This is a genomic window from Azoarcus sp. KH32C (genome assembly GCF_000349945.1).
In the GTDB taxonomy this organism is placed as follows: Bacteria; Pseudomonadota; Gammaproteobacteria; order Burkholderiales; family Rhodocyclaceae; genus Aromatoleum.
Genome location: NC_020516.1, coordinates 105,387 through 129,555, shown reverse-complemented (window position 1 = coordinate 129,555; position 24,169 = coordinate 105,387). Strand labels below are relative to the sequence as shown.

29 protein-coding genes are annotated in these 24,169 nt (G+C 65.8%); 4 read left to right on the top strand and 25 right to left on the bottom strand.

The genetic code is table 11. The features are described 5' to 3' along the window. Positions 1-42: 42 nt before the first annotated feature. From atpE to mnmG, 7 genes are all read right to left on the bottom strand, one after another. Positions 43-291 carry a F0F1 ATP synthase subunit C gene (gene atpE / locus AZKH_RS00565; protein ID WP_015433768.1) on the bottom strand — a complete coding sequence of 83 codons (249 nt, stop codon included), beginning with the start codon at positions 289-291 and terminating at the stop codon, positions 43-45. Positions 292-352: 61 nt separating this feature from the next. Continuing rightward, entirely contained in the window at positions 353-1,183 is an 831-nt protein-coding gene (gene atpB / locus AZKH_RS00560; protein WP_015433767.1) for a F0F1 ATP synthase subunit A, read from the bottom strand. 1 nt (position 1,184) lies between these two features. Next, positions 1,185-1,526, bottom strand: a complete 342-nt coding sequence (locus AZKH_RS00555; protein ID WP_015433766.1) for an ATP synthase subunit I — start codon at positions 1,524-1,526, stop codon at positions 1,185-1,187. 196 nt (positions 1,527-1,722) lie between these two features. After that, complete coding sequence (locus AZKH_RS00550; protein WP_015433765.1) at positions 1,723-2,583, bottom strand: ParB/RepB/Spo0J family partition protein; 861 nt, start codon at positions 2,581-2,583, stop codon at positions 1,723-1,725. A gap of 28 nt (positions 2,584-2,611) precedes the next feature. Continuing rightward, complete coding sequence (locus tag AZKH_RS00545; RefSeq protein ID WP_015433764.1) at positions 2,612-3,382, bottom strand: ParA family protein; 771 nt, start codon at positions 3,380-3,382, stop codon at positions 2,612-2,614. After that, positions 3,383-4,018 (bottom strand): 16S rRNA (guanine(527)-N(7))-methyltransferase RsmG, encoded by a 636-nt coding sequence (gene rsmG / locus AZKH_RS00540; RefSeq protein ID WP_015433763.1) that lies wholly within the window; start codon positions 4,016-4,018, stop codon positions 3,383-3,385. Then, the gene (gene mnmG, locus AZKH_RS00535; protein WP_015433762.1) at positions 4,015-5,937 is read right to left on the bottom strand and encodes a tRNA uridine-5-carboxymethylaminomethyl(34) synthesis enzyme MnmG; all 1,923 of its coding nucleotides are present in this window, start codon (positions 5,935-5,937) and stop codon (positions 4,015-4,017) included. Before mnmG ends, rsmG begins: the two co-directional genes overlap by 4 nt. A 322-nt stretch (positions 5,938-6,259) precedes the next feature. On the opposite strand from mnmG, the gene AZKH_RS26080 reads away from it, so the two are divergent. Next, positions 6,260-7,942, top strand: coding sequence for a bifunctional diguanylate cyclase/phosphodiesterase (locus AZKH_RS26080; RefSeq protein ID WP_015433761.1), 1,683 nt, complete (start codon positions 6,260-6,262; stop codon positions 7,940-7,942). 60 nt (positions 7,943-8,002) lie between these two features. Here the strand turns inward: AZKH_RS26080 and AZKH_RS00525 are convergent, their stop codons facing one another. Then, positions 8,003-8,485: a hypothetical protein gene (locus tag AZKH_RS00525; protein WP_015433760.1), complete on the bottom strand. Its 483-nt coding sequence runs from the start codon at positions 8,483-8,485 to the stop codon at positions 8,003-8,005. Between the two features lie 61 nt (positions 8,486-8,546). After that, positions 8,547-9,035 carry a hypothetical protein gene (locus tag AZKH_RS00520; RefSeq protein WP_015433759.1) on the bottom strand — a complete coding sequence of 163 codons (489 nt, stop codon included), beginning with the start codon at positions 9,033-9,035 and terminating at the stop codon, positions 8,547-8,549. 161 nt (positions 9,036-9,196) lie between these two features. Between AZKH_RS00520 and AZKH_RS00515 the strand changes: the two genes are divergently transcribed. Beyond that, on the top strand, positions 9,197-9,619 hold the full coding sequence (locus AZKH_RS00515) for a cyclic nucleotide-binding/CBS domain-containing protein (RefSeq protein ID WP_015433758.1): 423 nt from the start codon (positions 9,197-9,199) through the stop codon (positions 9,617-9,619). Between the two features lie 107 nt (positions 9,620-9,726). Here the strand turns inward: AZKH_RS00515 and AZKH_RS00510 are convergent, their stop codons facing one another. The 9 genes from AZKH_RS00510 to AZKH_RS00470 form a co-directional block, all read right to left on the bottom strand. Further along, on the bottom strand, positions 9,727-10,218 hold the full coding sequence (locus AZKH_RS00510; RefSeq protein WP_015433757.1) for a hypothetical protein: 492 nt from the start codon (positions 10,216-10,218) through the stop codon (positions 9,727-9,729). Positions 10,219-10,443: 225 nt separating this feature from the next. Continuing rightward, positions 10,444-10,992 carry a hypothetical protein gene (locus tag AZKH_RS00505; RefSeq protein WP_015433756.1) on the bottom strand — a complete coding sequence of 183 codons (549 nt, stop codon included), beginning with the start codon at positions 10,990-10,992 and terminating at the stop codon, positions 10,444-10,446. Between the two features lie 200 nt (positions 10,993-11,192). Beyond that, complete coding sequence (locus AZKH_RS00500) at positions 11,193-11,441, bottom strand: hypothetical protein (protein ID WP_041655766.1); 249 nt, start codon at positions 11,439-11,441, stop codon at positions 11,193-11,195. Between the two features lie 119 nt (positions 11,442-11,560). Continuing rightward, on the bottom strand, positions 11,561-13,963 hold the full coding sequence (locus AZKH_RS00495) for a heavy metal translocating P-type ATPase (RefSeq protein WP_015433755.1): 2,403 nt from the start codon (positions 13,961-13,963) through the stop codon (positions 11,561-11,563). 57 nt (positions 13,964-14,020) lie between these two features. Then, positions 14,021-14,494 (bottom strand): hypothetical protein, encoded by a 474-nt coding sequence (locus AZKH_RS00490; protein WP_015433754.1) that lies wholly within the window; start codon positions 14,492-14,494, stop codon positions 14,021-14,023. Further along, on the bottom strand, positions 14,491-15,162 hold the full coding sequence (locus AZKH_RS00485) for an isoprenylcysteine carboxylmethyltransferase family protein (RefSeq protein ID WP_015433753.1): 672 nt from the start codon (positions 15,160-15,162) through the stop codon (positions 14,491-14,493). Before AZKH_RS00485 ends, AZKH_RS00490 begins: the two co-directional genes overlap by 4 nt. Continuing rightward, positions 15,159-15,359 (bottom strand): DUF2933 domain-containing protein, encoded by a 201-nt coding sequence (locus AZKH_RS00480; RefSeq protein ID WP_041656538.1) that lies wholly within the window; start codon positions 15,357-15,359, stop codon positions 15,159-15,161. The genes AZKH_RS00485 and AZKH_RS00480 overlap by 4 nt, the downstream gene beginning before the upstream one ends. A 172-nt stretch (positions 15,360-15,531) precedes the next feature. Then, positions 15,532-16,842 carry a Glu/Leu/Phe/Val dehydrogenase gene (locus AZKH_RS00475; RefSeq protein WP_015433751.1) on the bottom strand — a complete coding sequence of 437 codons (1,311 nt, stop codon included), beginning with the start codon at positions 16,840-16,842 and terminating at the stop codon, positions 15,532-15,534. Positions 16,843-17,167: 325 nt separating this feature from the next. Continuing rightward, on the bottom strand, positions 17,168-18,073 hold the full coding sequence (locus AZKH_RS00470; RefSeq protein WP_015433750.1) for a LysR family transcriptional regulator: 906 nt from the start codon (positions 18,071-18,073) through the stop codon (positions 17,168-17,170). A 123-nt stretch (positions 18,074-18,196) separates the two neighbouring features. On the opposite strand from AZKH_RS00470, the gene AZKH_RS00465 reads away from it, so the two are divergent. Next, positions 18,197-18,607: an EthD family reductase gene (locus tag AZKH_RS00465; RefSeq protein WP_197538743.1), complete on the top strand. Its 411-nt coding sequence runs from the start codon at positions 18,197-18,199 to the stop codon at positions 18,605-18,607. Between the two features lie 20 nt (positions 18,608-18,627). On the opposite strand, the gene AZKH_RS00460 is transcribed toward AZKH_RS00465, so the two are convergent. Beyond that, positions 18,628-18,846 (bottom strand): KTSC domain-containing protein, encoded by a 219-nt coding sequence (locus AZKH_RS00460; RefSeq protein ID WP_156822011.1) that lies wholly within the window; start codon positions 18,844-18,846, stop codon positions 18,628-18,630. A 150-nt stretch (positions 18,847-18,996) separates the two neighbouring features. Here AZKH_RS00460 and AZKH_RS00455 point away from each other — a divergent pair, with 150 nt between their 5' ends. Continuing rightward, a complete protein-coding gene (locus AZKH_RS00455; protein WP_015433747.1) occupies positions 18,997-19,335 on the top strand; it encodes a zinc ribbon domain-containing protein YjdM in 339 nt (112 codons plus the stop codon). Here AZKH_RS00455 and AZKH_RS00450 read toward each other — a convergent pair. The 6 genes from AZKH_RS00450 to AZKH_RS00425 form a co-directional block, all read right to left on the bottom strand. Then, positions 19,301-20,248 (bottom strand): DUF6544 family protein, encoded by a 948-nt coding sequence (locus tag AZKH_RS00450; RefSeq protein ID WP_015433746.1) that lies wholly within the window; start codon positions 20,246-20,248, stop codon positions 19,301-19,303. The two genes, AZKH_RS00455 and AZKH_RS00450, sit on opposite strands and share 35 nt — an antisense overlap. Positions 20,249-20,400: 152 nt before the next feature. Further along, entirely contained in the window at positions 20,401-21,129 is a 729-nt protein-coding gene (locus tag AZKH_RS00445; RefSeq protein WP_015433745.1) for an amino acid ABC transporter ATP-binding protein, read from the bottom strand. 18 nt (positions 21,130-21,147) lie between these two features. Continuing rightward, positions 21,148-21,828: an amino acid ABC transporter permease gene (locus AZKH_RS00440; RefSeq protein WP_015433744.1), complete on the bottom strand. Its 681-nt coding sequence runs from the start codon at positions 21,826-21,828 to the stop codon at positions 21,148-21,150. Between the two features lie 2 nt (positions 21,829-21,830). Continuing rightward, positions 21,831-22,565 carry an amino acid ABC transporter permease gene (locus AZKH_RS00435; RefSeq protein WP_015433743.1) on the bottom strand — a complete coding sequence of 245 codons (735 nt, stop codon included), beginning with the start codon at positions 22,563-22,565 and terminating at the stop codon, positions 21,831-21,833. A 78-nt stretch (positions 22,566-22,643) separates the two neighbouring features. Further along, complete coding sequence (locus tag AZKH_RS00430) at positions 22,644-23,540, bottom strand: transporter substrate-binding domain-containing protein (RefSeq protein WP_015433742.1); 897 nt, start codon at positions 23,538-23,540, stop codon at positions 22,644-22,646. A 294-nt stretch (positions 23,541-23,834) separates the two neighbouring features. After that, the gene (locus AZKH_RS00425; RefSeq protein WP_041655765.1) at positions 23,835-24,128 is read right to left on the bottom strand and encodes a hypothetical protein; all 294 of its coding nucleotides are present in this window, start codon (positions 24,126-24,128) and stop codon (positions 23,835-23,837) included. Positions 24,129-24,169 lie beyond the last annotated feature (41 nt).

Genomic DNA, 24,169 nt, shown 5'->3' with positions numbered 1-24,169 from the left:
TCTTGTCCCTCAGTTTTGTTCAAAGAGGCGAACGTGAATGGATCAGTGCAGCACGAACGGGTTGGCGAAGGCGAACATCATCGCGATACCGACACCGATCAGGAACGCGGCGTCGATCAGACCGGCCAGCAGGAACATCTTGGTTTGCAGCGCGTTCATCAGCTCAGGCTGACGGGCCGAGGCTTCGAGGTACTTGGAACCCATGATGCCGATACCGATACAAGCACCGATAGCACCCAGACCGATGATCAGACCAGCAGCCAGCGCGACGAGACCGAGAATGTTTTCCATGACAACTCCTTAAGTAAAAAAATTGAAGCTAAAAAGAAACCAGTTACGACAAGAAAAACTGTTAGTGGCTTTCGTGCGCCTGACCGATGTACACCAGGGTCAGCATCATGAAGATGAAGGCCTGCAGCGCGACGATCAGGATGTGGAACACTGCCCAGATCGAACCCGCGACAATGTGGCCGACGATGCCGAAGACGGAGGCGGTGCCGCCGAGCAGCGCGATCAGCATGAAAATCAGTTCACCGGCGTACATGTTGCCGAAGAGTCGCATGCCGTGCGAAACGGTCTTGGCCAGGAACTCGATCATCTGCATCAGGAAGTTGATCGGGTACAGCAGCGGATGGCCGCCGAAGGGCGCGGTAAAGAGCTCATGCACCCAGCCCGACAGCCCCTTGATCTTGATGTTGTAGTAAAGGCACAGCAGCAGCACGCCGATCGACATGCCGAGGGTGCCGTTCAGGTCGGCGGTCGGCACGACGCGGAGGAAGGCGTGCTCGTTGCCCGAAGCGGTGGCCCAGATACGCGGCAGCAGATCGACGGGCAGGAAATCCATCGAGTTCATCAGGAAGATCCACAGGAACACGGTCAGCGCGACCGGAGCGACGAACTTGCGCGATTCGGCGCTGTGCACGATGCCCTTGGCCTGATCGGCAACCATCTCGACGAGGATTTCGACGGCAGCCTGGAAGCGGCCTGGCACGCCGGAGGTCGCCTTGTTGGCGGCGCGGATCAGGAAGAACAGCGCAATGACGCCCAACGCGATCGAGAAGAACAGGGTATCGACGTTGATGACACTCCAGTCGATGACCGATTTCTGCGCGTGGCCGGTGCTGTTGAAGTGGGTAAGGTGGTGGACGATGTACTCGCCTGAGGTCAGAGCTTCGGTAGCCATATTAGGTCTTCACCAAAAATGCAAATAAATTCGCCTTCAGTGCCACGATCAGGCCGAGGAACAGCGCTCCCCAATGGACGTGTTCGTACAGCAGCCCGACCAGCACCAACAATCCCACTATCGACGCGATCTTGAAGAGCTCGCCGACAAAAAAAACGGCCACATGTTGTGACCCGCCGCGCTGCGCTGTCAGATACAGCCGCAACGCGAATAATCCGCTCGGCAGCACGCAGGACATCCCCCCGAGTGCGGCGGAGACTGCTCCGGCATGGCCGAAAAAAAAGGCCGCGATGGCCGTTGCCGCGATCGTTGCGCAAAACTGCAGGAGAACCACTTTCAGCATGGATCCGCGTCGCGCCGCCCTTAGTGGGCGCTGACCGCCTCAAAAATTGCGTGAATACTAGGGGTTAACCGTAACAAAGTCAAATGACTATGGCGCTGCAACATACCGCAATCGTCAAGTCCTGCATCTTATACAAGATAGGCACTATTTCGTACCGGAAAACCATTCGAGCTTCGAATGGGGCCAGCAAATCAGCTTATTCGGCGGTGCCGCGCAAGCGCGCAAGAACGCCGTCGAGCTGGTCGAGACTGCCGAAGCTGATCTTGAGCTCCCCGGCGCCCTTGCGGCCGGTCTTGATGCGGACCGTCGCGCCGATCGTGTCGGCCAGCTCCTCTTCGAGCCGTTGCAGGTCGCGGTCGGCGGGGGGCGGCGTCTTCTTCGGGCGCGGCTGGATGATGTGCTGCACGAGGCGTTCGGTGTCGCGGACGGACAGGCCGCGGGCGGCGACCTGGTTGGCGAGTTGGATCTGGTTGGCTCCGTCGAGCGGCAATATCGCGCGTGCGTGCCCCATGTCGATGTCGCCGGCCATCAGGAGCTCCTGCACCGGGCGGGCGAGGTTCAGCAGGCGCAGCAAGTTGGATGCGGCCGGGCGCGAGCGGCCGACGGCGTCGGCGGCCTGCTGGTGGGTCATGCTGAATTCGTCGATCAGGCGCTGGATGCCGTTCGCTTCCTCGAGCGGATTGAGGTCTTCGCGCTGGATGTTTTCGATCAGCGACATCGCGAGCGCCGCTTCGTCGGGGATCTCGCGCACGAGACAGGGGACGTCGGGGAGTTCGGCGATCTGGGCGGCACGCCAGCGGCGCTCGCCGGCGATGATCTCGTAGCGCGAGCCGTTGACCGGACGCACCAGGATCGGCTGCATCACGCCCTGGGCCTTGATCGACGCGGCGAGTTCTTCGAGCGAGCCCGGATCCATGCGCGTGCGCGGCTGGTACTTGCCCGGTTGCAGGTCGGCGATGGCGAGGGTCTGCAGCTCGCCTGCGGCTTCGTCGTCGCTGTTGCCGGCGAGTAGTGCGTCGAGACCGCGGCCGAGGCCTTTGAGTTTGGGTCGTGTCATGGGCGTTGCCTGTGCATCCGGGTTGGCGTCACAGCGTTTTCACGCGTTCGATCATTTCTTTGGCGAAAGCGAGGTAGGCGAGCGCGCCCTTGGCGGCTTTGTCGAAGACGACGCCGGGCATGCCGTGGCTGGGCGCTTCCGCGAGACGCACGTTGCGCGGGACGATCGCGCGGAACACCTTGTCGCCGAAGTGGCTTTCGAGCTGGGCGGAGACCTGCTGCTGCAGCGTCATGCGCGGGTCGAACATGACGCGCAGCAGGCCGATGACCTTGAGGTCGCGGTTGAGGTTGGCGTGGACCTTCTTGATCGTATTGACGAGGTCCGACAGGCCCTCGAGGGCGTAGTACTCACACTGCATCGGGATGACGACGCCGTCGGCGGCGCACAGGCCGTTGAGGGTGAGCATCGAGAGCGAGGGCGGGCAGTCGACGAGGACGAAGTCGTAGTCGGCGTCGAACTGCTTGAAGGCGTCGCGCAGGCGGTTCTCGCGGCGTTCGAGGTCGACGAGCTCGACTTCCGCGCCGGCAAGGTCGCGGTTCGCCGGCAGGACGTCGTAGCCACCGGTGGGCGAGGCGACGCGGGCTTCGTCAATCGTCGCGAGACCGACGAGCACGTGGTAAACGGATTTCTGGAGCGCGCGCTTGTCGATGCCGCTCCCCATCGTGGCGTTGCCTTGCGGGTCGAGGTCGACGAGCAGGGTGCGCTGGCCGGCGAGCTTGAGCGCGGCGGCGAGGTTCACGCAGGTCGTGGTCTTGCCGACCCCGCCCTTCTGGTTGGCAACGCAGAAAATTCGAGCCATTCAGTTCTGTTCCAGGACGATCAGGTGACGTTCGGCGCCGAGTCCCGGCACCGTCAACGGCAGCACCTCGACCACCCGGAAGGCGGACGGCAGGCGTGCGATTTCGTCATCAGGATACACGCCCTTCATGGCAAGAAAACGTCCGCCGGGTCGCAGCAGGTGCGCCGTGAGGGTCACGAAGTCGGTGAGTTCCGAGAAGGCGCGCGAGATGACGGCGTCGAAAGGCGCGGCGGGACGGACGTTTTCGACGCGCTCGTTGAGCACGGTGAAGTCGTCGAGGCCGAGCTCGATCTTCGCCTGCTGCTGGAAAGTGGCCTTCTTGTTGACCGTCTCGATCGACGAGATCGCAAGCGCCGGTTCGCGCCCTTGCGTGGCGATCGCGAGCGGGATGCCGGGAAGCCCCCCGCCGGAGCCGACGTCGGCGAGGCGCTCGATGCCCGCGAGATGCGGCAGCACCACGAGCGAGTCGAGCAGGTGGTGGGTCAGCATCTGGCCGGCGTCGCGGATCGAGGTCAGGTTGTAAACCTTGTTCCACTTCGCGAGCAGCGCGGCGAAGGCGAGCAGCCGCGACTGCACCTCGGAGGGCAGGTCGAGGCCCATCTCGGCGAGGCCGCGTTCGAGGGTCATTGTGCTCATGCGGAACGGGCCTTCGTGTCGTCGCCACTGCGGACGCGGGAGGCGAGCTCGCGGCGCTTGAGCCAGACCAGCAGCAGCGAGATCGCGGCCGGCGTGACGCCCTGGATGCGGCCGGCCTGGCCGATGGTCTCGGGCTTGTGCTGGTTGAGCTTCTGCTGCACTTCCTTCGACAGGCCGCGCACGTCGGCGTAGTCGAGATCGGCGGGCAGGCGCGTGGATTCGGCCTGCAGTTGCTTAGCAACTTCGTCCTGCTGACGGTCGATGTAACCCTGGTATTTTGCAGCGATTTCGATCTGCTCGATGACTTGCGGATCGGTCTCGGGTGTCTCCGGGGCACCGGGGAGCGTCATCAGGTCGACGTAGCGCGTGTTCGGGCGGCGCAGCAGTTCGAAGAAGCGGTATTCGCGCTCCAAGGCCTTGCCGACGACACGCTCGGCATCGGCCGGGGGGACCCGGTCGGGTTGCGCCCAGGTGGCCTTGAGACGCGCGGTTTCACGCTCGATCGCTTCACGTTTGCGGCAGAAGGCTTCCCAGCGGACGTCATCGACGAGGCCCAGTTCGCGACCCTTTTCGGTCAGGCGCAGGTCGGCGTTGTCTTCGCGCAGCGAGAGGCGGTATTCGGCGCGCGACGTGAACATGCGGTAGGGCTCGGCCACGCCGCGCGTGATGAGGTCGTCGACGAGCACGCCGAGGTAGGCTTCGTCGCGGCGCGGGCACCAGGCTTCGCGGCCCTGCACCTGCAGCGCGGCATTGGCGCCAGCCAGGAGGCCCTGCGCGGCGGCTTCCTCGTAGCCGGTCGTGCCGTTGATCTGGCCGGCGAAGAAGAGGCCGTGGAAGGTCTTGGTTTCGAGGCTGCTCTTGAGGTTGCGCGGGTCGAAGTAGTCGTACTCGATCGCATAGCCGGGGCGCAGGATGTGGGCGTTTTCGAGGCCGCGGATCGAGCGCACGATCGCGAGCTGGACGTCGAAGGGCAGCGAGGTCGAGATCCCGTTGGGGTAGATCTCGTGCGTCGTGAGGCCTTCGGGCTCGAGGAAGATGTTGTGGCTGTCCTTGTCGGCGAAGCGGTGGATCTTGTCTTCGATCGATGGGCAGTAGCGCGGGCCGACGCCTTCGATGACGCCGGAGTACATCGGCGAGCGGTCGAGGTTGGCGCGGATGATGTCGTGCGTGCGCTCGTTGGTGTGCGTGATCCAGCACGGCAGTTGCGCCGGGTGCTGGGCGGCGGAGCCGAGGAAACTGAACACCGGCACCGGGTCGTCGCCGGGCTGCTCCTGCATCACCGAGAAGTCGATCGTGCGCGCGTCGAGGCGCGGCGGGGTGCCAGTCTTGAGCCGCCCTTGCGGGAGCTTGAGTTCCTTGAGGCGCTGGCCGAGCGAGATCGACGGCGGGTCGCCGGCACGGCCCGCGGAGTAGTGTTCGAGGCCGACGTGCACGAGGCCGTTGAGGAAGGTGCCGGCGGTCAGCACGACGGCGGGCGCTTCGAAGGCGAGGCCGATCTGCGTGACCACCCCCGTGACACGGTCGCCGACGACGGTGATGTCGTCGACGGCCTGCTGGAAGAGCCACAGGTTGGGCTGGTTTTCGAGGCGGTGACGAATCGCGGCCTTGTACAGCACGCGGTCGGCCTGGGCGCGGGTCGCCCGTACCGCGGGGCCCTTCGACGCGTTGAGGATGCGGAACTGGATGCCGCCTTCGTCGGTAGCGGCGGCCATCGCGCCACCCAGCGCATCGACTTCCTTGACCAGGTGACCCTTGCCAATGCCGCCGATCGACGGGTTGCAGCTCATCTGGCCGAGGGTTTCGATGTTGTGCGTGAGCAGCAGGGTTTTCGCGCCCATGCGGGCGGACGCAAGTGCGGCTTCGGTACCGGCGTGACCGCCGCCAACCACGATGACGTCGAAACGGGAGGGATAGAGCATGGCGCACCCCGGCGCGGATGAAGCGGGAAGGGGCGGAATTTTACGCTGTTGCAGTGCACATGCCTAGTGTTTCCCACCCGTGTTTCACAGAAAAATGGCTAACAAACAGTGACTTGCGCTTGCATTTGCAGTGCATTGCCGACGCGGGCCCGCGATTGCGCAAACGGAACCGTGGGGAAGTGTGCCGGCGAGGGCAGGCATCGGAGGCTTGCAGGCAAGGTATGCCGCCATCGCACCATTACTCATTTTGGGTCGGCAAAGATGGCACGACTCCTGCTTTTACGCGATGATCGCCACCTTTTCGAATCAGACTGCGTCAGAAATGGACCGCAAGGAAGCCCCCGAATACGCCATGCCGATACCGCAGTCCGAAACACACTTCCACCTGAAGTTGACCGATCCGGGACACATCATCCAATGGATCGCGTCGCCGGAAGGCAACTTTCTATTTCTGACCCAAGCATGGAGCGTGCTGACCGGCCAGGATATGGTCGACGGCTTGGGGCTCGGCTGGCTCGGCAGTCTTCATCCCGACGATGCCGCGGCCATCAAACCCGAATTCTCGATCGCGAGCGCCGCGGGCCGCGCCCTGCGTTGCCATTGCCGTGTGCGGCGGCGTGACGGGACGGATGCGTCGATGCTGATCGAAGCGCAGTCGATGCCGACGGGATTCATCGGCTTGTTTCTCCCGCTGTCGCCTTGCGAACAAAGCGAGTTCGAAACGAGCCTCGCGGACCACCATCTGACCGATCTGCTGGAGCATACGCGGCTCGCGGCGGTCGCACTCGACATCGACGGCCGGGTTCGGTTCGCGAACCGGCCTTTGCTGGAGCTTCTCGGCCGCAGGGGGGAGGAAGTCATCGAGCGAAATTTCTTCGACGCCTTCACACCGTCCGGCCAGAGTAGTCCGCGCTGGCCGCCCCCCGCCGAGAGCGAGCATCTCCATGATTGGGGATTCGATCCCGAATTCGAGATGGCGATCCTGGATCGCGGCGGCGCGCGGCGCCTGCTGCTGTGGCATGCGATCGTGCTGCCGACGAGTTCCGGACATCCGCGGAGCCTTGTGCTGGTCGGCGACGACATTACGGCGAAGCGTCAGGCCGAAGAGCGTTTTCTGCTCACGCACAAGGTCTTCGAAACGACCGAAATGGCGATGATCATCACCGACGCGCGGGTCAGGATCATCGCGGCGAACAGTTCGTTCAGCCGCCTCACTGGCTACGGGACGGATGAGGCGATCGGACAGAACCCGAGCATCCTGCAGTCGGATCGCCACGACCGGCCCTTCTATCGGCGGATGTGGGATGCGATCCGTACGACGGGCCATTGGCATGGCGAGATCTGGGACCGGCGCAAGGACGGGACGGTCTATCCCAAGTTTCTGTCGATCAGCACGATCAGGGACGAAGACGGCAAGATCACGAACTATTGCGGCATCTTCTATGACATCAGCGAGCGCAAGACGATCGAGGACAAGCTCGATCACATGGCGCACTACGACGCGCTGACGGACCTGCCGAACCGTACGCTGTTGCACGAGCGGCTCGACCAGGCGGTGACCGTCGCGGCGCGCAGCGGGACGAAGGTAGCCTTGCTATACCTCGACCTCGACCACTTCAAGGCGGTGAACGACACGGTCGGGCACGACGTCGGCGATCTGCTGCTGCAGGAGGTCGCGCGACGGCTGCGCGATTGCGTGCGCGGTTTTGACACGGTCGCGCGGCTGGGGGGCGACGAATTCGTCGTGCTGCTGGTCGACGTGCAGCAGATCGACGGCGTCAATGTCGTCGCGGCAAAGCTGCTGAATGCGATCGCCGCGCCCTTCCAGCTCGCGGGACGCGAATTCCACGTCTCGACCAGCATCGGGATCAGCCTGTATCCCGACGACCATTTCAAGCTCGATGTGCTGCTGAAGAACGCCGACCAGGCGATGTACCGCGCCAAGGCCGGCGGGCGGGCGGGCTTCAGGTATTTCGGTGAGATCGAAGCCGATCCCGGGGCCTGACGCTCCCCGCCAAGACCCGGGCGATGAGCGCCGGGCTGGGGCGGGTGCGAGGTACTTACCTTACGAGATAGGTGTCCATCCCGGATGGTCGAAATAGCGCCCATAGTTGTCGAGCGCGGCGACGATCTGCAGGGCACCGGCCTTGCGGTCAGGCGCGGCGCGCTTGCCGGTCAGGATGCCCGCACCATCCGACAGTCCGGCGATGACGCCATGCAGCACGGCATCGGCGTCGGGGGCGAGCTTGCAGTTGCCGACGATGTAGGCGAGCTGCGATTCGACCGCCTTGCCGAGCGCCTCGTACTGCCCGGCGGTGAAGCGGCCGGCGTGGATGGCGGGGAGCGTGGCCTCGACGTCCGTGCGGATCTTGGTCATGCCTTGGCGCAACGCGGCGTCCGTGGCCCATTTAGCGCCGGCGTTGAGCCTCAGCGCGGGCGCGCCATGTTCGTGTCCCGTCGCGGCGGAGGCGCCGGGCGCGGCGAAAAGAGCGGCGGTGGCTGCGACGGCACAGGCGATCAGCAGTCGTCTTGAAGCTGGCTTATTCATTGAAGGACTCCTCGTTGGTCTTGCGGGCGGGATTGCCCAAGGGGCCGGACGGCGGCCCGGGTCATGGCGCTGGAAGGTCGATCGTCTCGTCGAGCGCCCGCCAGCCGGGGTGCTGGAACAGGACGCCGTACAGGTTGAGCGCCTGCACGACCTTCAGCAGCCCCATGCGGCGCGCCTCAACTTTGGCCGCATGGCGCATCAGGTCCGTGCCGTCGGCCATCTCGGCAAGCAGCATGCGCAGATGGCGTTCCGCTGCGGTGCGGTCGGTGCAGAGGGCGAGCAGCAGCGAGACCCGCGATTCGATCCGGTGACCAAGGCTTTCGAGTTGGGCCGCGTCCGGGGGTGTCGACCGCACTGCGTCGATCGCGCCGCGGATGGCGTCGATGCCGCTTCGGACCCGCTGGTCGGTCTTCCAGCCCCTGGCCGCTTCGGTCGCGGCCGAGCCGTTGTTGGCGGGAAGCTCGGACGAGCCAGCCGGCATTGCCGAGGCGGCCATCGTCGTGAAGGCGAATGCCGCGACGGCGGACATCGCGACGAGATTCGGGCGCATCTGACATTCTCCTGGCTGGGATATCAGGGCCTCACGCTACGCCCCCGAAGGTGAACGACAAATGAATGAAATACGAATCGCAAGCGGGGCAGCGAGCCCGCCGCGAGCTGCTAGATTGAAAGCAAGGGGTACATGCAGCCACGCGCAAGGAGGGCATTGCCATGACGAACCGCTACATATCAGACATCATCCGGAATCAGGAGCTGTTGATGTTGCCGCCCGATGCCTCCGTGCGACGGGCCTGCCGGCGCATGTGCGAGCGGCACTTCGGCGCGGTGCTCGTCGCCGACCGCGCGCACCGGCTGCTCGGGATCTTCACGGGCCGCGACGCGGTGCGCCTGCTCGGAGACCAGCACAATCCGGACAGCGCGCGGCTCGACTCGGTCATGACGCCCGCGCCGGTGACGATCGCGCCGGACGCCCATGCGATCGACGCGCTGCGCCTGATGAGCGACGGCGGTTTCCGGCATCTTCCGGTCGTCGCGGACGGGAAGGTGGTCGGGCTCGTCGCGCGTTCGGACTTCGAAGGGCTGGAGCTCGACCGCTTCGAGGAAGAGAAGTCCTTGTGGGAGCGGATCTGCTGAAGGCGGCCGATCAGGCCGGACCGACACCGCAAGGCGCCGGCGCGGACTGATCGCGGAGCTGATGTCGGAAATGGGCCCGACGGGCGGGCCCGAACGCTAAGAAAGCCTCAGGCCTGGGCGGCCAGGGTGCGGCGCACGGTGCGGATGCTGTTGGGTAGGAAGCCGGGCACGGCTGCCAGCGTCGTCTGCGCGGACGTCAGCAGCTGGAGGCACGAGGCCGCGAGCGCGTCGAACTGCTGCAGCTGGTCCGGGTGCAGCGGGGAAAACGCATCCTCGACGTTCGGCGTCTCGGGGGTCGATGCCTCGCGCAACGACAGCTCGACGATCGCGACGTTCGCGGCCTCGATCTGGATCTGCTGCAGCCGCTCACGCAGCGACACCAGCACCGTGTTCATCCGCGTGATGGTGCGCATCGTCGGCAGATAGCCTTGCGGAGCGGGCTCCGCCTCGTCCGCGTCGTCGACGTTGCCGCCTGCCGCCTGCCACGCATGCGCCGCCTCGACCTGCTGGTCCCACGGCAGTCCGTGGACTTCCGGCAGGTCGATCGGTGCGCACTGGGGCCTGTCGATACAGATCGTGTCGTTTGCTGCGTTTTCCATTTTTGCGGTCTCCTCGTGTAGTGATTTTGGTACTACCCTTGATGCCGATGGTTTTGCCATCGTGATGCCAATGTGATCGATGGATTCTGGATGGAAGCGCGCGAATTGCCGATACCGCAATCCCGGTAATGTTGCTAGCGACTGTTACGGGGGGATCTACCTGGAATGAATTGGGACCTAATGGCTTCTTCGCACGTCGCTTATCGACGACAGGTATCGCAGTCTTCACGGCGCGCCGCCGTGCTCCTCGACGCAGCGCTGCTGCGAGCTGACGGCCGCTTCGGCCTCGCTGCGGCCATCGAAACTGCCAAGGAGACAGACGCGCGATGGGTCGGTGCGCACGGCGAAATAGGCGAGACGGCGTTCGTCGCTCACGTCGCGCGACGCGACGGCGAACACCAGGCCACGCCAGCCACGCACATCGCGCAGCCAAAGGACCGAGCCGGTGACGTTCGGGAGATTGCCCGCGCCCCGGCGATGGACGACCGCCTGTTGGCCACTCCAGATGTTCGCGCCGCGGCCGACGTCAAGCCAGGAGTTGCCATCCGACGACACGAAGAACAGATTGAAGCCGCGCGGCGCCGGGCAGCGCACGACACCGAGCCCACGCCGCTGGTAGTCGCGCACGACGGCGCGCGCCGGGGGCTGACAGGCCCGCAGCGAGAGCGAGGTCTCGCGGCGCGTCACGGCGTCGGCCGCAACGACCGATGCAGCGACCGTCAGCAGGCATGCCGCCAGCGGCAAGAAGCGCGCAACGAGACCCATCGCCGTCATTCGTCCAGCGCCGCGAGCGTCTTCGAACCGGCAACGCCGGACTCGATCGCCTCGTGGGCGGCAACCGGGGACGTGAGGACCATCGACTCCCTCCTTGAACGGCACAGCGATGGAATCCAAAGGCGAACGGAATATTCTCCTTAACTATAGCTTCCATCTCCCATGCCGCAAGGCGGAATGTGCGGCCCGGCGAAAAATGCCTACTTCATGTCGCGCTGATGGTTGTGCGGCTTGACCCTGGGCTTGGCCCTGCCTTGCTCGGCAGCTTTGGGCGCCGGGGCCTGCTGGGCCGACGGGGCAATCTTTTCGGCCATGTGGCTGTGGCGCGGCATCGCTTGCGGCGCCGCCGCGGGCGCGTCGGCCGGGGCATCGGAGGCAGCGCCGACCGCAAACGGAAGCATGAGGGAAGCGGCAAAGGCGCCGACGACGAGAGCGGTGCGGGTCTTCATGATGGCCTCCGGTAACGACGGGGTGATTCGGTTCGGGGGCCTTGTATTCGGCCCCCTTCCGGGTCTTCCACTTGTACCCAGTATGCGTCGCGACCGCTGTCCCAACGATGACAGAGACATTACAAATGCGTAAGCCGTGCGCGCCTCAGGCGCAACGCGTTGGTAACCACCGAAACCGAGCTCGCGCTCATCGCGAGCGCAGCGACCATCGGCGACAACAGCAGGCCGGTAAAGGGATACAGCAGGCCGGCGGCGAGCGGCACGCCCAGCGCGTTGTAGGCGAAGGCGAAGGCGAGGTTCTGGTGCATGTTGCGCACCGTGTCGTCCGAGATGCGCAGCGCGGCGGCGATGCCGCGCAGATCGCCCTTGACGAGCGTGAGCTGGGCGCTCGACATCGCGACGTCGGTGCCAGTGCCCATCGCGATGCCGACATCGGCGCGCGCGAGCGCCGGCGCGTCGTTGATGCCGTCCCCGGCCATCGCGACGACATGGCCTTCGCCCTGCAGCTTCGCGACCAGCGCGTCCTTGTCCTGCGGCTTGACCTCGCCCATCACCTCGTCGATGCCGAGCTGTCGGCCGACGGCGCGAGCGGTGGTCAGGCCGTCGCCGGTCGCCATCACGATACGGGCGATGCCGTGCTCGCGCAGCGCCCGCAAGGCGTCTGCGGTCGTCGCCTTGATCGGATCGGCCACTGCGACGAGGCCGACGGGAATGCGATCCACCGCAAGGACCATCACGCTCGCGCCTTCATGCCGCAGCGCTTCGGCCTGGCCGGCGAGCGGTTTCCATGCAACGCCCTCGTCGTCCATCAGCGCGGTGTTGCCGAGCACGACCGGGCGGCCTTCAACGACCCCGCGCACACCGATGCCGGAGGAGGACTCGAAACGTTCCGGCTTCGCCAGCGCGAGATTGCGGCGCCGCGCCTCGGCGACGATTGCGTGCGCGAGCGGATGCTCGCTCCCCTGGTCCAGGCTCGCGGCGACACGCAGGACCTGATCCTCTTCCCAGCCCGGCGCGCCGAGCGCCGAATGGAAGACCGGGCGCCCCTCGGTCAGCGTGCCGGTCTTGTCGACGATCAGCGTGTCGACGCGCCGCAGGTTCTCGATCGCCGCGGCGTCGCGGAAGAGCACGCCCTCGCTCGCCGCCCGGCCGGTCGCGACCATCACCGACATCGGCGTTGCAAGGCCCAACGCACACGGGCAGGCGATGATCAGCACCGCGACGGCGTTGATGAACCCGTAGGCCCATGAGGGCTCGGGCCCGAAGAGGCCCCAGCCGAAGAAGGTCAGCGCCGCGATCGCGACCACCGTGACGACGAACCAACCGGCGACGCGGTCGGCCATGCGCTGCATCGGCGCGCGCGAGCGCTGCGCCAGCGCGACCATCTGCACGATCTGCGCGAGCACCGTCTGCGAACCGATCTTCTCGGCCTGCATCACGAGCGCGCCGCTGGTGTTGAGCGTCGCGCCGATCACCCGGTCGCCGGGCGTCTTCGATACCGGCATCGGCTCGCCGGTCAGCATCGACTCGTCGACAGCGCTCGCGCCTTCGAGCACGATGCCGTCGACCGGCACCTTCTCGCCGGGGCGCACGCGCAGGCGGTCGCCCATGTGCACGTGGGTCAACGGGATGTCCTCCTCGCCGCCGTCGGCGTTGATCCGGCGTGCGGTCTTCGGCGCAAGCCCCAGCAGCGCCTTGATCGCCGCCCCGGTCTCGGCGCGTGCCTTCAGCTCCAGCACCTGTCCGAGCAGCGTCAGCGATACGATCACCGCCGCGGCTTCGAAATACACCGCCACGTGACCGCCCATGCGGAAGGACTCGGGGAAGAGGCCGGGCGCGAGCGTCGCCACAAGGCTGTAGCCGTAGGCCGCGATCACGCCGGTGCCGATCAGCGTCCACATGTTCGGGCTGCGGTTCGCGATCGACTGCGCCCAGCGCACGAAGAAGGGCCAGCCGCCCCACAGCACGACGGGCGTCGCCAGCAACAGCTCGATCCAGGGTCGCGCGGCCCCCAACAGCGGGTCGAAGAGGCCGCCCAGCATCGCGATCACGGTGACGAGGATCGTCGCCGGTAGCGGCCACCAGAAGCGGCGCCGGAAGTCGGCGAGCTCGGGGTTGGCGCCCTCCTCGAGTTCCGGCATCACCGGCTCGAGCGCCATGCCGCACTTCGGGCAGCTGCCGGGGCCGATCTGGCGCACCTCGGGGTGCATCGGGCAAGTGTATTCGACGTCGCCGGCGGCGGCCTGCGACTGAGGCTGGGCATGCGCCCCGTCCTCGACGGGCTGGACGTAGCGGGCCGGATCGGCGCGGAACTTGTCGAGGCAATGCGCGCTGCAGAAGCGGTAGTCGGCCCCTTCGAACTGCAGGTGATGCGGCGAATCGGGCTTCACCGTCATGCCGCAGACGGGGTCGGTCGGCGCGGCTTCCGCCGCGGGCCCGGCTGGCGGTCGACGATCGTGCTCTTCGTGGCCATGATCATGGCCCGGGCGTCCATGCGCGGACGCGTGGCCGGTCTCACTCATGATCCGTCCCTCCGCGTTTGCCCCGATACCATCGACGACGGCATGTCGCCGGCGCCCTTACTTTGCGGTCGCCTTCCCGGTCGGACGGCCCATCCGCTCGATCATCATCTGCATCATGTCCATGCGCCTTTCCATCTGGTGCATGCGATTGGCCATCGCCTCGGCCGACGCGCCGGCGCCGTCCGGCCCCATCATCATCCCGCCCTGCATCATCCCCATGCCGCCCATCATCGCGCAGCCCATGCCCCCGCCCTCGCTGGCAGCCATCCGCTGCCCGAGCATCATGTTCTCGCGCATCGTCTGCATGTGTTGCATCAGCAGCTTCTGCCGCTCCTCGGGCGTCTTCGCGGCCGCCAGCGCGTCGAGTTGCTGCTGCATCGTCGCGGCGTTGTCGCGCATCTGCTGCACCGTCTTTTCGGGTGCCGACGCCGTCGCCGCGGCTTGGGCCTTTTCGGGATGGTGGGCGTCCTCGGCCCACGCGGGCCACGCTGCAGCGAGGGAGAGTGCCAGTACGGTCAGAAGGCTTTTCATGATTTGTCTCCAGAAAAAGAAACGGGTTCGCGCAATCCACGCCATCTTGGGAAAAAGGCAGGCGTGTTTCGCGCGTAATTCGACCAGTCTTCGCCGAAGGCGGCAGCCGCTTCGCGCTCTTCGCGCCGGGCCAGTCGCACGTAGGCGACGACGAGCACTGGGAACATCGCCAGTGTCACCAGCGTCGGCCACTGCAGCAAAAAGCCGAACATGATCAGCACGAAGGCCGCATATTGCGGATGACGCAACCGTGCGTAGGGGCCGGAGGTGGCGAGCCGTCCGGCGATCTGCGCGGCATAGAGCACGCGCCACGCCGACGCGAGCAGCCAGAAGCCGCCGCCGATGAACAGTGTCGAGAGGACGTGGAAGGGGCCGAAATGCGGATTCGTACGCCAGCCGAACATCGTCTCGAGCAGGTGGCCCGCGTCGTGCGACAGGAAGTCGACGCCGGGGAAATGCTGCCCGAGCCACCCCGACAGCAGGTAGATCGTCAGCGGGAAGCCGTACATCTCGGCGAACAGCGCGACGAGGAAGGCCGAGAACATGCCGAGCGTGCGCCAGTCGCGCGGCGAGCGCGGCTTGAAGAAGCTCGCGGCGAAAAAGATGAAGACCGCCGAGTTGATCACGACCAGCGACCACAGGCCGTAGGCGGGTTCGCCGGAGTTCATTTCCGGCCTCCTCCGGGGGGGGCGTCGTGACGGTGGCGGTCGCCGTGACCGTGATGCATGAACAGATGCATCAGCGGACAGGCCAGCAGGAAGAGCCAGGGCAGGATGCCTAGGACATGGGCGCGATGCTCGAAGGCGAGCAGCACGGCGGCGATTGCGACGAAGGCGCCGAACACCCAGCGGGCGCGCGGCGGCATCCGGTCAGATTTCGTCCCCTCGCGCGTCGAGTGGATGAGCGGATGCGGCGAGTCCATGATCGTCCTCCGATGCCTTCGATGATTTCATCATAGGCGGCACCGGAGGACTTTGGGCTGTCGCGCAGATTACATTTCTGTCATCCGCGCGAAAGCTGCGGCAAGGCCTCTCCGATTACGGATACAGCCCGCGCTCGGCACGCGCTTCGAGCACGCGGTGGCAGGCGACGACGAAGGCCGCGGTGCGCAGCGAGATGCCCTTTTCCTGCGCGATGTGCCAGATCGCGTCGAAGGCGCTGACCATGATGCGTTCGAGGCGGGCGTTGATCTCGTCCTCGGTCCAGAAGAAGCTCGAGAAGTCCTGCACCCATTCGAAGTAGGACACGGTCACGCCGCCGGCGTTGGCGAGAACGTCCGGCACGACCAGCACGCCGCGGTCGCGCAGGATGTCGTCGGCGGCCGGGGTCGTCGGGCCGTTCGCGCCTTCGACGACGATGCGCGCGCGGATGCGTTCGGCACGCTGGGCGGTGATCTGGCCTTCCAGTGCTGCGGGCACCAGAAACTCGCATTCGAGCGCCCAGAATTCCTCGGCATCGATCCGGTCGGCACCGGGGAAGCCTGCGAGGCCACCATTCGCAGCGACGTGCGCGAGCGCAGCCGGGACGTCGATCCCGCCGAGGTTCACGAGGATCGCGGTGTGGTCGGAGACAGCGATCACGCGCGCGCCGGCGTCATGGAACATGCGCGCACCGATGCCGCCGACGTTGCCGAAGCCCTGCACGACCACGCGTGCGCCTTCGAGCGCGATCTTCTGGTGGCGCGCCGCTTCGCGGGCGGTGATGAACACGCCGCGGCCGGTCGCTTCCTGGCGGCCGAGCGAGCCGCCGAGCGCGATCGGCTTGCCGGTGACGACGCCGGTCGCGGTGCCGCCGCGGTTCATCGAGAAGGTGTCCATCATCACGGCCATCGTCATCGCGTTGGTGCCGACGTCGGGCGCCGGGATGTCGCGGTCCGGCCCGATGATCACACCGATCTCGGACGTGAAGCGGCGCGTGATGCGCTGCAGTTCGCCCTTGCTGACGCTCGTCGGATCGACGCGCACCCCTCCCTTGGCACCGCCGAAGGGCAGGCCCACCGCGGCGTTCTTGATCGTCATCCAGCCCGCAAGCGCCATCACTTCGTTCAACGTCACATCCGGGTGGAAACGAATGCCGCCCTTGCCGGGACCACGCGACAGGTTGTGCTGCACCCGATAGCCCTCGAAGTGCGCGACCGTGCCGTCATCACGCTCGATCGGGACATCGACGATCAGCGTGCGCTTCGGGCGGATCAGCGTCTCGATCCAGCGTTCGAGCGAGCCGAGGTGCGGCCGCACGCGCTCGATCTGCTCGACGAAGCTCGCCCAGGGTTCGGGCGCGAGCGGGTTGAGATAGGACAGGCCGCCGACGCGGGTGGTGTCGTTGAGGGGGGTGTGCATGCCAGTCATGTGTGTCCTCCGGTTCGAATTTGTGGTACTTGCCTTCGTCATGAAATTTCGGGCATGTGAGGGCCCGCGGCCGGTCTCGTGGACCGTCCGGAAAGCTGCTGCAAAAACTCTGGGATCAGTTGTGGGTCGCAGGATGCGACTTAGCGGCGGGGCGGCCCGTGCGCGATGCGCACGTCATGGTGTTTGAATAGCATCTGGGTGCTCGATAGCGGACTGTGCGCATTCTGGCGCGAGTCGCCAAGCGAGCGTATGCCGTTGCATCACAAGGTTATGCGTTGCGCGCATAACCTTGAAAACCGAACCGCAGATCGTATCCTGCAGGTGTTCAACCCTGGCGCTCGACGAGGTACTGCCACAGCCGCTCGGCCTCGCGATTCGCGCCGTGGCGGCTGCGGTAGAGGCGGACTTCCATCTCGAGCGACCAGCGTGCGTCGCCGGCGACGACGACTTCGCCGCGTTCGAGTTCGCGCGCGACCGCGCTCGACGGCAGGAAGGCAAGGCCATGGCCGGCAAGCATCATTGCCTTGAGGCTTTCGGCCATATCGGTCTCGTAATGGCGCGCGAGGTGCACCGGCTCGTCCTGCGCGTCGAGGATGCAATCGACCATGCGGCGCAGGTAGGCGCCGGGGCCGTAGCCAAGGTAGGGGATCGGCGCGTCGGCGCGGCCCGGCAGCGACCAGCGCGGCGTGCCGCGATTCGTGCGCGGGGCATAGGGGCGCACCGACTCGACGCCGAGGGTGAGTCCCTCGAAACGCGCCGGGTCGAGCCACACCGGGTAGGCCGGATGGTGGTAGCACAGCAGCAGATCGCAGCCGCCTTCGACGAGCGTCATCACCGCGTCGTGCACATTGCCGGCCACCAGACGCGAGCCGATGTCGCCGAACTCGCCCATCAGGCCCGCCAGCCAGCGCGGAAAGAAGGCGAAGGCGAGCGTATGCGGCACGGCGAACACGAGGTCGCCCGGCGAGTCGGGCAACTGGCTGCGCGCCTGGGCGCGCGCCGAATGCACGCGCGCGACGAGGTCGGTGGCGCTGCTCTTGAAGGCTTCGCCCGCGGGCGTGAGCGTCGTCGGATAGGTGCTGCGGTCGATCAGCGCGACGCCGAGCCAGCTCTCCAACGCGCGGATGCGGCGCGAGAACGCGGGCTGGGTGACGTGACGCTGCTCGGCCGAGCGCGAGAAACTGCCGGTTTCGGCGAGACTCAGAAAATCCTCAAGCCACTTCAGCTCCATGACACTCCCGAAGCGCCCCCACCGGATCGGCGGTGCCGGGCGCGCAAATATTCATGCCGTCGGCAATCGGCTGCGCTACATTGCAGAGGCTGCATACGTGCGCCCTGCGCAAGGACGGGGGTCGTGCCCCCGCCATCCGCCGACACCATTATGGAGGACCGCGTCGTGATCAAGGTGAGCGTTTACTATCCCTACACCCCGGACAACCGCTTCGACTTCACCTATTACTGCAACGAGCACATGCCGATGGTGAAGGACAGGCTCGGCGACGCCTGCCAGGGCATCGCCGTCGACCGCGGCATCTCCGCCGAGGCGCCCGGCTCGGAGCCGCTTTATGCGGCCGTCTGCCATCTCTTCTTCAATTCGGTCGAAGACTTCGGCGCCGCTTTCGCGCCGCACGAGAAAGAGATCATGGAAGACATCCCCAACTACACGGACATCAAGCCGGTGATCCAGATCAGCGAGGTGCTGATCAACGCACGCCGCAGCGAGCACGGCCCCTTCCACCTGCACCTGCCCGACACGACCGCATGAACGACGGCGCCGGGCGGCGCTCACTTGATCCGCCTGGCGGTGAATTCGTCCTCGATGTTGTCGCGGTAATAGCTCGCCGGCGAGCCGCTCGCGAGGAAGCGGCGCGCGATCTCGTCGCCGACGCCGCTATGCTGCACGATGCTGCCGTTGTCGAATTCGACTTCGAGGATGCGGCTGCCCCGGTCGTAGCCGGCCGAACGGATGCCGCCGCGCCGGATCGGTTTGCGCTCGATCGCCATCTTTGCTCCTCCTGACGCGTTCGCGATGCCGCCATTCGACTGCAACGGCGGCATCAGGTAAAGCCCGGTCCGGGCGCTTGCGGATTGCCATTGTCGCCGGTGTGGCCAATACTCGCGGTTTTTTCGCGCTCGCGCCTCGTGGTGACCCTCATGTCGAATCCTGCCTGCCCCCAATGCACCCTCGAAAACACCTACCCTGACGGCGCCAACTACGTCTGCGCCGACTGCGGCTTCGAGTGGCCGATGGACGCGGCGCCTGCCGCCGACGACGACGGCGAAGCGGTCGTCAAGGACGCCAACGGCAACGTGCTGCAGAACGGCGACTCCGTCGTGCTGATCAAGGACCTGAAGGTGAAGGGCTCGTCGATCACGCTGAAGGTCGGCACCAAGGTCAAGAGCATCCGCCTCGTCGGCGGCGACCACGAGGTCGACTGCAAGATGGACGCCGGCAACTTCATGCTGAAAGCGTGCTATCTGAAGAAGGCATGAGGCCGGACGGGCACGCCGCCCGGTCGTAACGTACCGCCATGACGCGCCCGCGCCAGTAGGGCCGCGGGCCGTCGGGCAACACCCACGCGACTTCGCCTTCGAGCGGGATGCGCAGGCCGTCGCGCCACTGGTAGTCGCGCCAGCGCCCTTCCCAGGCCATCGGCACGACGGCACCGTCGACCAGACGGTCGCGCGCCTCGGCGCTGACGCTTTCGATCAGATCCTCGCCGTCGAAGCGGAAGAGCAGCGACACCTCGGTATTGCCATCCTGCAGCGTGGCGCGCGCCGAGTTGTCGTCGACCGCCTCCCAGCGCACCCCTTGCCCCGGCAGCAGGGCCGTCGGGTACCACGCGGCCTCAGCGAGAAAGCGCATCAGCTCGCCCTGCGCCAGTCCGGGCGTGCCGGACTGGCCGGCGAGCGGGACGAGTCCGAGCAGATCCGCCCGCAGCAGGCCCGCGCCGCCGATGTAGGCGTCGTGCACGCGCACGCCCAGCCCGGGCAGCATCGCGATGCATGCATTCCAGATGAAACCCGGCCGTCGCGTGACGATACGTTCGACGGCGGTGAAGGTCTTCCAGCGGTTGCCGTCGTCGGCGAGATTGAAGGTGCCGGCCTGCTCCAGCCAGGCGGCGGCGACGATCGGTTCGCCGTCGCGCATCGCTGCCCGAAGGTAGCGTTGCACCGGAGCGGGAAGCGTTGCAAGTTCGCCGAGGTCCGCTCGCGCGGGGGTGGCAGGCGCCGCGCCGACCGCGTCGAGGCGGGCTTCGAGGCCGCGCGTCGCCGTCCACCACCTCGCCCCACCCCAGGCGGCGAGCGCGCGGACAAGCCCCGCAAGCACGAGCAACAACACCAGCGCCTTGAGCATCGCCGACCTCAGCGCGTCATCGCGGGCGACCCGGCTGGCCGCCTTCATGCTGCGAGTGTAAGTCGGTTCGATGCTCTCCGCATCCCCCGGAAACCGGTATTCAGGCGCTCACGGAGAGGCTCGAGGATGTGCTGCCCAAGATAGACGCCGTCGGAGTGGACTGCGGCTAAAAATCGTTAAATCAGTCAGACAGCCGCAGATCAGTGGGCAAGAATCTTCGCGAGGAAGGCCTGGGCGCGCTCGGAGCGCGGCTGGCCGAAAAAGTCATCCTTTGCGGCATCTTCGACGATCGCGCCGCGGTCCATGAAGATCACGCGGTTGGCGACTTTGCGCGCAAAACCCATCTCGTGCGTGACGCACATCATCGTCATGCCTTCCTGCGCGAGGCCCACCATCACGTCGAGCACCTCGTTGATCATCTCGGGGTCCAAGGCGGACGTCGGCTCGTCGAACAGCATGCAGATCGGGTCCATCGCGAGCGCCCGCGCGATCGCGACGCGCTGCTGCTGCCCCCCCGAGAGTTGGCCGGGAAACTTCGCCGCCTGGCTCTTGAGGCCGACGCGGTCGAGCAACTTCAGGCCCTTGTCGACCGCCTCCTCGCGCCCGCGGCCGAGCACCTTGATCTGCGCGATCGCGAGGTTGTCGGTGATCGTCATGTGGGGAAAGAGCTCGAAATTCTGGAACACCATGCCCACCTTGGCGCGCAGCTTGGGCAGATCCGTCTTCGGATTTTCGACGGCAATGCCGTTGACGACGATGCTGCCCTTCTGGAAGGGTTCGAGCGCATTGACGCACTTGATCAGCGTCGATTTGCCCGAGCCCGACGGCCCGCACACGACGACGACCTCGCTCTTGCTGACCTGGGTCGTGCAGTCGGTCAGCACCTGGAAGCTGCCGTACCACTTGGAAACGTTCTTGATCTCGATCATCGTTGCGGGCTCCGATGCTTAACGGATGATGGCGATGCGGGATTGCAGCTTCTTCACGAGGCGCGACAGGGTGAAGCAGATGACGAAATAGACGACCGCAACCGTCGTGTACATCTCGACCGGGCGCAGGTCGCGCTGCGTGATCTTGTCGGCGGCGCCGAAGAAGTCGGTCGCGCCGATCGCATACACCAGCGAGATGTCCTGGAACAGGATGATGGTCTGCGTCAGCAGCACCGGCACCATGTTGCGGAAGGCTTGCGGAAGTACGACGTAGCGCATCGTCTGGCCGTAGGTGAGGCCCAGCGCGTAGCCTGCGCCGACCTGCCCGCGGGGCACCGACTGGATGCCCGAGCGCATGATCTCGGAGTAGTACGCGGCCTCGAAGATCGTGAAGGTGAAGTAGGCCGAGTTCGCGGCGCCGATCGGCTCCAGGCGGCCGGTGAACATCTGCAGCACGAGCGGGAGGATCAGGTAAAAGGCGAGGATCACCTGCACCAGCGGCACGCTGCGGAAGACATTGACGTAGCCGGTCGCGAACCAGCGCAGTGGCGTGATCGAACCGAGGCGCATCAGCGCGAGCAGCGTCCCGATCAGGATGCCCCCCGCCATCGCGGTCAGCGTCACCTGCACCGTGTAGCGCAGGCCTTCGGCGAGGAAGCGCCAGTTCGCGGCAATGACGGAGAGATCGAATTCGCTCATGATCACTTCCCTCCCTTGCCGACGATCAGGCCGGGCACGCGGGTGCGGGCCTCGACGAAAGCGAGGAGCCGGTTCATCACGAAGGCCAGCGTGAAATAGGCGAGCGTCACGACGATCGTGATCTCGAGCACCTGCGAGGTCTTCTCGATGATCTGCTTGTACTGGAAGTAGAGTTCGAGGATGCCGACCGAGTAGGTCACGGCGGAGTTCTTGAAGATGTTCATCGCCTCCGACGTCATCGCCGGCAGCACGATGCGGTAGGCCATCGGCAGGCGTACGTAGCGGTAGGTCTGCCACTCGGTGAAGCCGAGCGCGAGGCCGGCGAAGCGCTGGCCGCGCGACAGCGCGTTGATGCCGGCCTTGACCTGCTCGGCGATGCGCGCCGCGGTGTAGACGCCCAGCCCGGCGATCGCCGTGACGTATTCCGGCAGGTCCTGCTTCATCCACAGGCCGAGCTTCTCGGGCACCAGTTCCGGCACCACGAAAAACCATATGAAGAGCTGAACGATCAGCGGGATGTTGCGGTAGAAATCGACGTAGATGTCGCCGATGCGGACGAGCCAGCGGTTGGGCGTCGTGCGCATGACGCCGATCACCGAGCCGAGAACGAGCGCCAGCGCGAGGGCCGACAGCGACACGAAGGTCGTCCAGCCGAGGCCGGACAGGATCCAGTCGTAGTACTTGAGACCGTCGTCGGTCTCGTTGAAGAAGAACAGCCAGTCCCAATGGTAGTTCATGGCACCCCCGACAGAGCGACGACTACGACTGCCCGTGCGCGCCGCCCCGACACCGGAGCGGCGCGGCTTCCGCAAAGCTTACTCGACGCCCTTGTCGGTCGGGTTCTGGAACGCCGCCTTGACGGCCGGGCTCATCGGGAAGTTGAGGTTTACGTTGCGCGGCGGGACCGGGCTCATGAACCACTTGTTGTAGAGCTTCTCGGCTTCGCCCGACTTCATCAGGCCGACGAGCGTCTTGTCGACGAGCGCCTTGAAGGGCGCGTCGTCCTTGCGCATCATCACCGCGTAAGGCTCGTCGCGCAGCGACGGACCGACGATCGCGAAGTTGGCGGGGTTCTTCGAGCTCGCGATCAGGCCGGCGAGCAGGATGTCGTCCATCACGAAAGCTGCCGCACGCCCGCTCTCGACCATCAGGAAGGAGTCGGCGTGGTCCTTGCCGTAGATGTTCTTCGCGTCGATCGACTTGCCCTTCTCGTTCTGCTTGATGAGCTGGTCGGAGGTCGTCCCGGTGGTCGTGACCACCGCCTTGCCGTTGAGGTCGCCGATGTCCTTGATGCCCGAATCCTTGCGCACCGCCATGCGCACGCTGGTGATGAAGTAGGCGACGGAGAAGCCGACCTGCTGCTGGCGCGCGACGCTGTTGGTCGTCGAGCCGCATTCCATGTCGATCGTGCCGTTCTGCATCAGCGGGATGCGGTTCTGCGAGGTCACGGCCTGGTAGTTGACCTTCAGGTTCGGCATCTTCAGTTCGTTCTTGACCGCGTCGACGACCTTCGCGCACAGGTCCACCGCATAGCCGACGGGCTTCTGCTCGGCGTCGAGGTAGGAGAAGGGCACCGAGGACTCACGATGGCCGATGGTGATGGAGCCCGACTCCTTGATCTTCTGCAAGGTGCCGGTCAATTGCGCCTGCGCGGGAAGCGCGAGGCCGAGGACGGACACACACAGGGCGAGGCGAGTGAGGGACTTGCGCATGGACGGTCTCCAATCACGTTGGTTGGGGATGACAGGCAAGGCTTCGCCACCCGGAAACTCGGGCGCAGTCCGTGTCCGTCGGGATTGCCATCCTGCGGCAATGAGGCAGCGAGGGTCCATGCGGGTTGACCCGCAATCGGCGCCGGCATTGCGCGGACGCGATACACAAACATGTTCTAACTTAGGACGAAAGCCGCTCCGGCACCGTGACGGAGTCGGCTCGGAACCTGCGATTTGTAAGCAATCTTGAGAGATCGGCCGCAGCGGCCGGGGCGAGACGGCATCCATGGCCATCTACTGGCAGCATCCCCCGCCTGCGCGATCGGGTCGCTCAGGGCGCTCGGGGCGCAGCGGGCGATCGACACGGTCGGGCATCTCGACCTTGCCGGCGTTGCTGTCGCGCCCGCCACGCGTCCAACTCCAGAGGCCGCCGGAATCGTCCTTCGGCGGCGGCTGATCCTTCTTCTTCTGCGGCGTCGGTGCCGACGCGTCCGCGGGCGACGTGCTCGAACCCGGCGGGATGGGCTGGGCCCACGCGGATATCGCACACGACAGGGACAGCAGCATCGCGAATGTCGTTGCTCGCATCAATGCGCTCCTTCGACCACGAACCTGCTTAAACTATAGTT

Excerpts from the sequence above, each read along its gene's own strand:
- AZKH_RS00515 (WP_015433758.1), top strand. The coding sequence starts at position 9,197 with ATGACGAACCGCTACATATCAGACATCATCCGGAATCAGGAGCTGTTG.
- AZKH_RS00505 (WP_015433756.1), bottom strand. The coding sequence starts at position 10,992 with ATGACGGCGATGGGTCTCGTTGCGCGCTTCTTGCCGCTGGCGGCATGC.
- AZKH_RS00435 (WP_015433743.1), bottom strand. The coding sequence starts at position 22,565 with ATGAACTACCATTGGGACTGGCTGTTCTTCTTCAACGAGACCGACGAC.
- AZKH_RS00485 (WP_015433753.1), bottom strand. The coding sequence starts at position 15,162 with ATGAACTCCGGCGAACCCGCCTACGGCCTGTGGTCGCTGGTCGTGATC.
- AZKH_RS00490 (WP_015433754.1), bottom strand. The coding sequence starts at position 14,494 with ATGAAAAGCCTTCTGACCGTACTGGCACTCTCCCTCGCTGCAGCGTGG.
- AZKH_RS00520 (WP_015433759.1), bottom strand. The coding sequence starts at position 9,035 with ATGCGCCCGAATCTCGTCGCGATGTCCGCCGTCGCGGCATTCGCCTTC.
- AZKH_RS00450 (WP_015433746.1), bottom strand. The coding sequence starts at position 20,248 with ATGAAGGCGGCCAGCCGGGTCGCCCGCGATGACGCGCTGAGGTCGGCG.
- AZKH_RS00460 (WP_156822011.1), bottom strand. The coding sequence starts at position 18,846 with ATGGCGATCGAGCGCAAACCGATCCGGCGCGGCGGCATCCGTTCGGCC.
- AZKH_RS00525 (WP_015433760.1), bottom strand. The coding sequence starts at position 8,485 with ATGAATAAGCCAGCTTCAAGACGACTGCTGATCGCCTGTGCCGTCGCA.
- AZKH_RS00500 (WP_041655766.1), bottom strand. The coding sequence starts at position 11,441 with ATGAAGACCCGCACCGCTCTCGTCGTCGGCGCCTTTGCCGCTTCCCTC.
- AZKH_RS00545 (WP_015433764.1), bottom strand. The coding sequence starts at position 3,382 with ATGGCTCGAATTTTCTGCGTTGCCAACCAGAAGGGCGGGGTCGGCAAG.
- mnmG (WP_015433762.1), bottom strand. The coding sequence starts at position 5,937 with ATGCTCTATCCCTCCCGTTTCGACGTCATCGTGGTTGGCGGCGGTCAC.
- AZKH_RS00440 (WP_015433744.1), bottom strand. The coding sequence starts at position 21,828 with ATGAGCGAATTCGATCTCTCCGTCATTGCCGCGAACTGGCGCTTCCTC.
- AZKH_RS00425 (WP_041655765.1), bottom strand. The coding sequence starts at position 24,128 with ATGCGAGCAACGACATTCGCGATGCTGCTGTCCCTGTCGTGTGCGATA.
- AZKH_RS00510 (WP_015433757.1), bottom strand. The coding sequence starts at position 10,218 with ATGGAAAACGCAGCAAACGACACGATCTGTATCGACAGGCCCCAGTGC.
- AZKH_RS00555 (WP_015433766.1), bottom strand. The coding sequence starts at position 1,526 with ATGCTGAAAGTGGTTCTCCTGCAGTTTTGCGCAACGATCGCGGCAACG.
- AZKH_RS00445 (WP_015433745.1), bottom strand. The coding sequence starts at position 21,129 with ATGATCGAGATCAAGAACGTTTCCAAGTGGTACGGCAGCTTCCAGGTG.
- atpB (WP_015433767.1), bottom strand. The coding sequence starts at position 1,183 with ATGGCTACCGAAGCTCTGACCTCAGGCGAGTACATCGTCCACCACCTT.
- AZKH_RS00495 (WP_015433755.1), bottom strand. The coding sequence starts at position 13,963 with ATGAGTGAGACCGGCCACGCGTCCGCGCATGGACGCCCGGGCCATGAT.
- AZKH_RS00470 (WP_015433750.1), bottom strand. The coding sequence starts at position 18,073 with ATGGAGCTGAAGTGGCTTGAGGATTTTCTGAGTCTCGCCGAAACCGGC.
- rsmG (WP_015433763.1), bottom strand. The coding sequence starts at position 4,018 with ATGAGCACAATGACCCTCGAACGCGGCCTCGCCGAGATGGGCCTCGAC.
- AZKH_RS26080 (WP_015433761.1), top strand. The coding sequence starts at position 6,260 with ATGGACCGCAAGGAAGCCCCCGAATACGCCATGCCGATACCGCAGTCC.
- AZKH_RS00480 (WP_041656538.1), bottom strand. The coding sequence starts at position 15,359 with ATGCCGCCGCGCGCCCGCTGGGTGTTCGGCGCCTTCGTCGCAATCGCC.
- AZKH_RS00550 (WP_015433765.1), bottom strand. The coding sequence starts at position 2,583 with ATGACACGACCCAAACTCAAAGGCCTCGGCCGCGGTCTCGACGCACTA.
- AZKH_RS00455 (WP_015433747.1), top strand. The coding sequence starts at position 18,997 with ATGTCGAATCCTGCCTGCCCCCAATGCACCCTCGAAAACACCTACCCT.
- AZKH_RS00475 (WP_015433751.1), bottom strand. The coding sequence starts at position 16,842 with ATGACTGGCATGCACACCCCCCTCAACGACACCACCCGCGTCGGCGGC.
- AZKH_RS00430 (WP_015433742.1), bottom strand. The coding sequence starts at position 23,540 with ATGCGCAAGTCCCTCACTCGCCTCGCCCTGTGTGTGTCCGTCCTCGGC.
- atpE (WP_015433768.1), bottom strand. The coding sequence starts at position 291 with ATGGAAAACATTCTCGGTCTCGTCGCGCTGGCTGCTGGTCTGATCATC.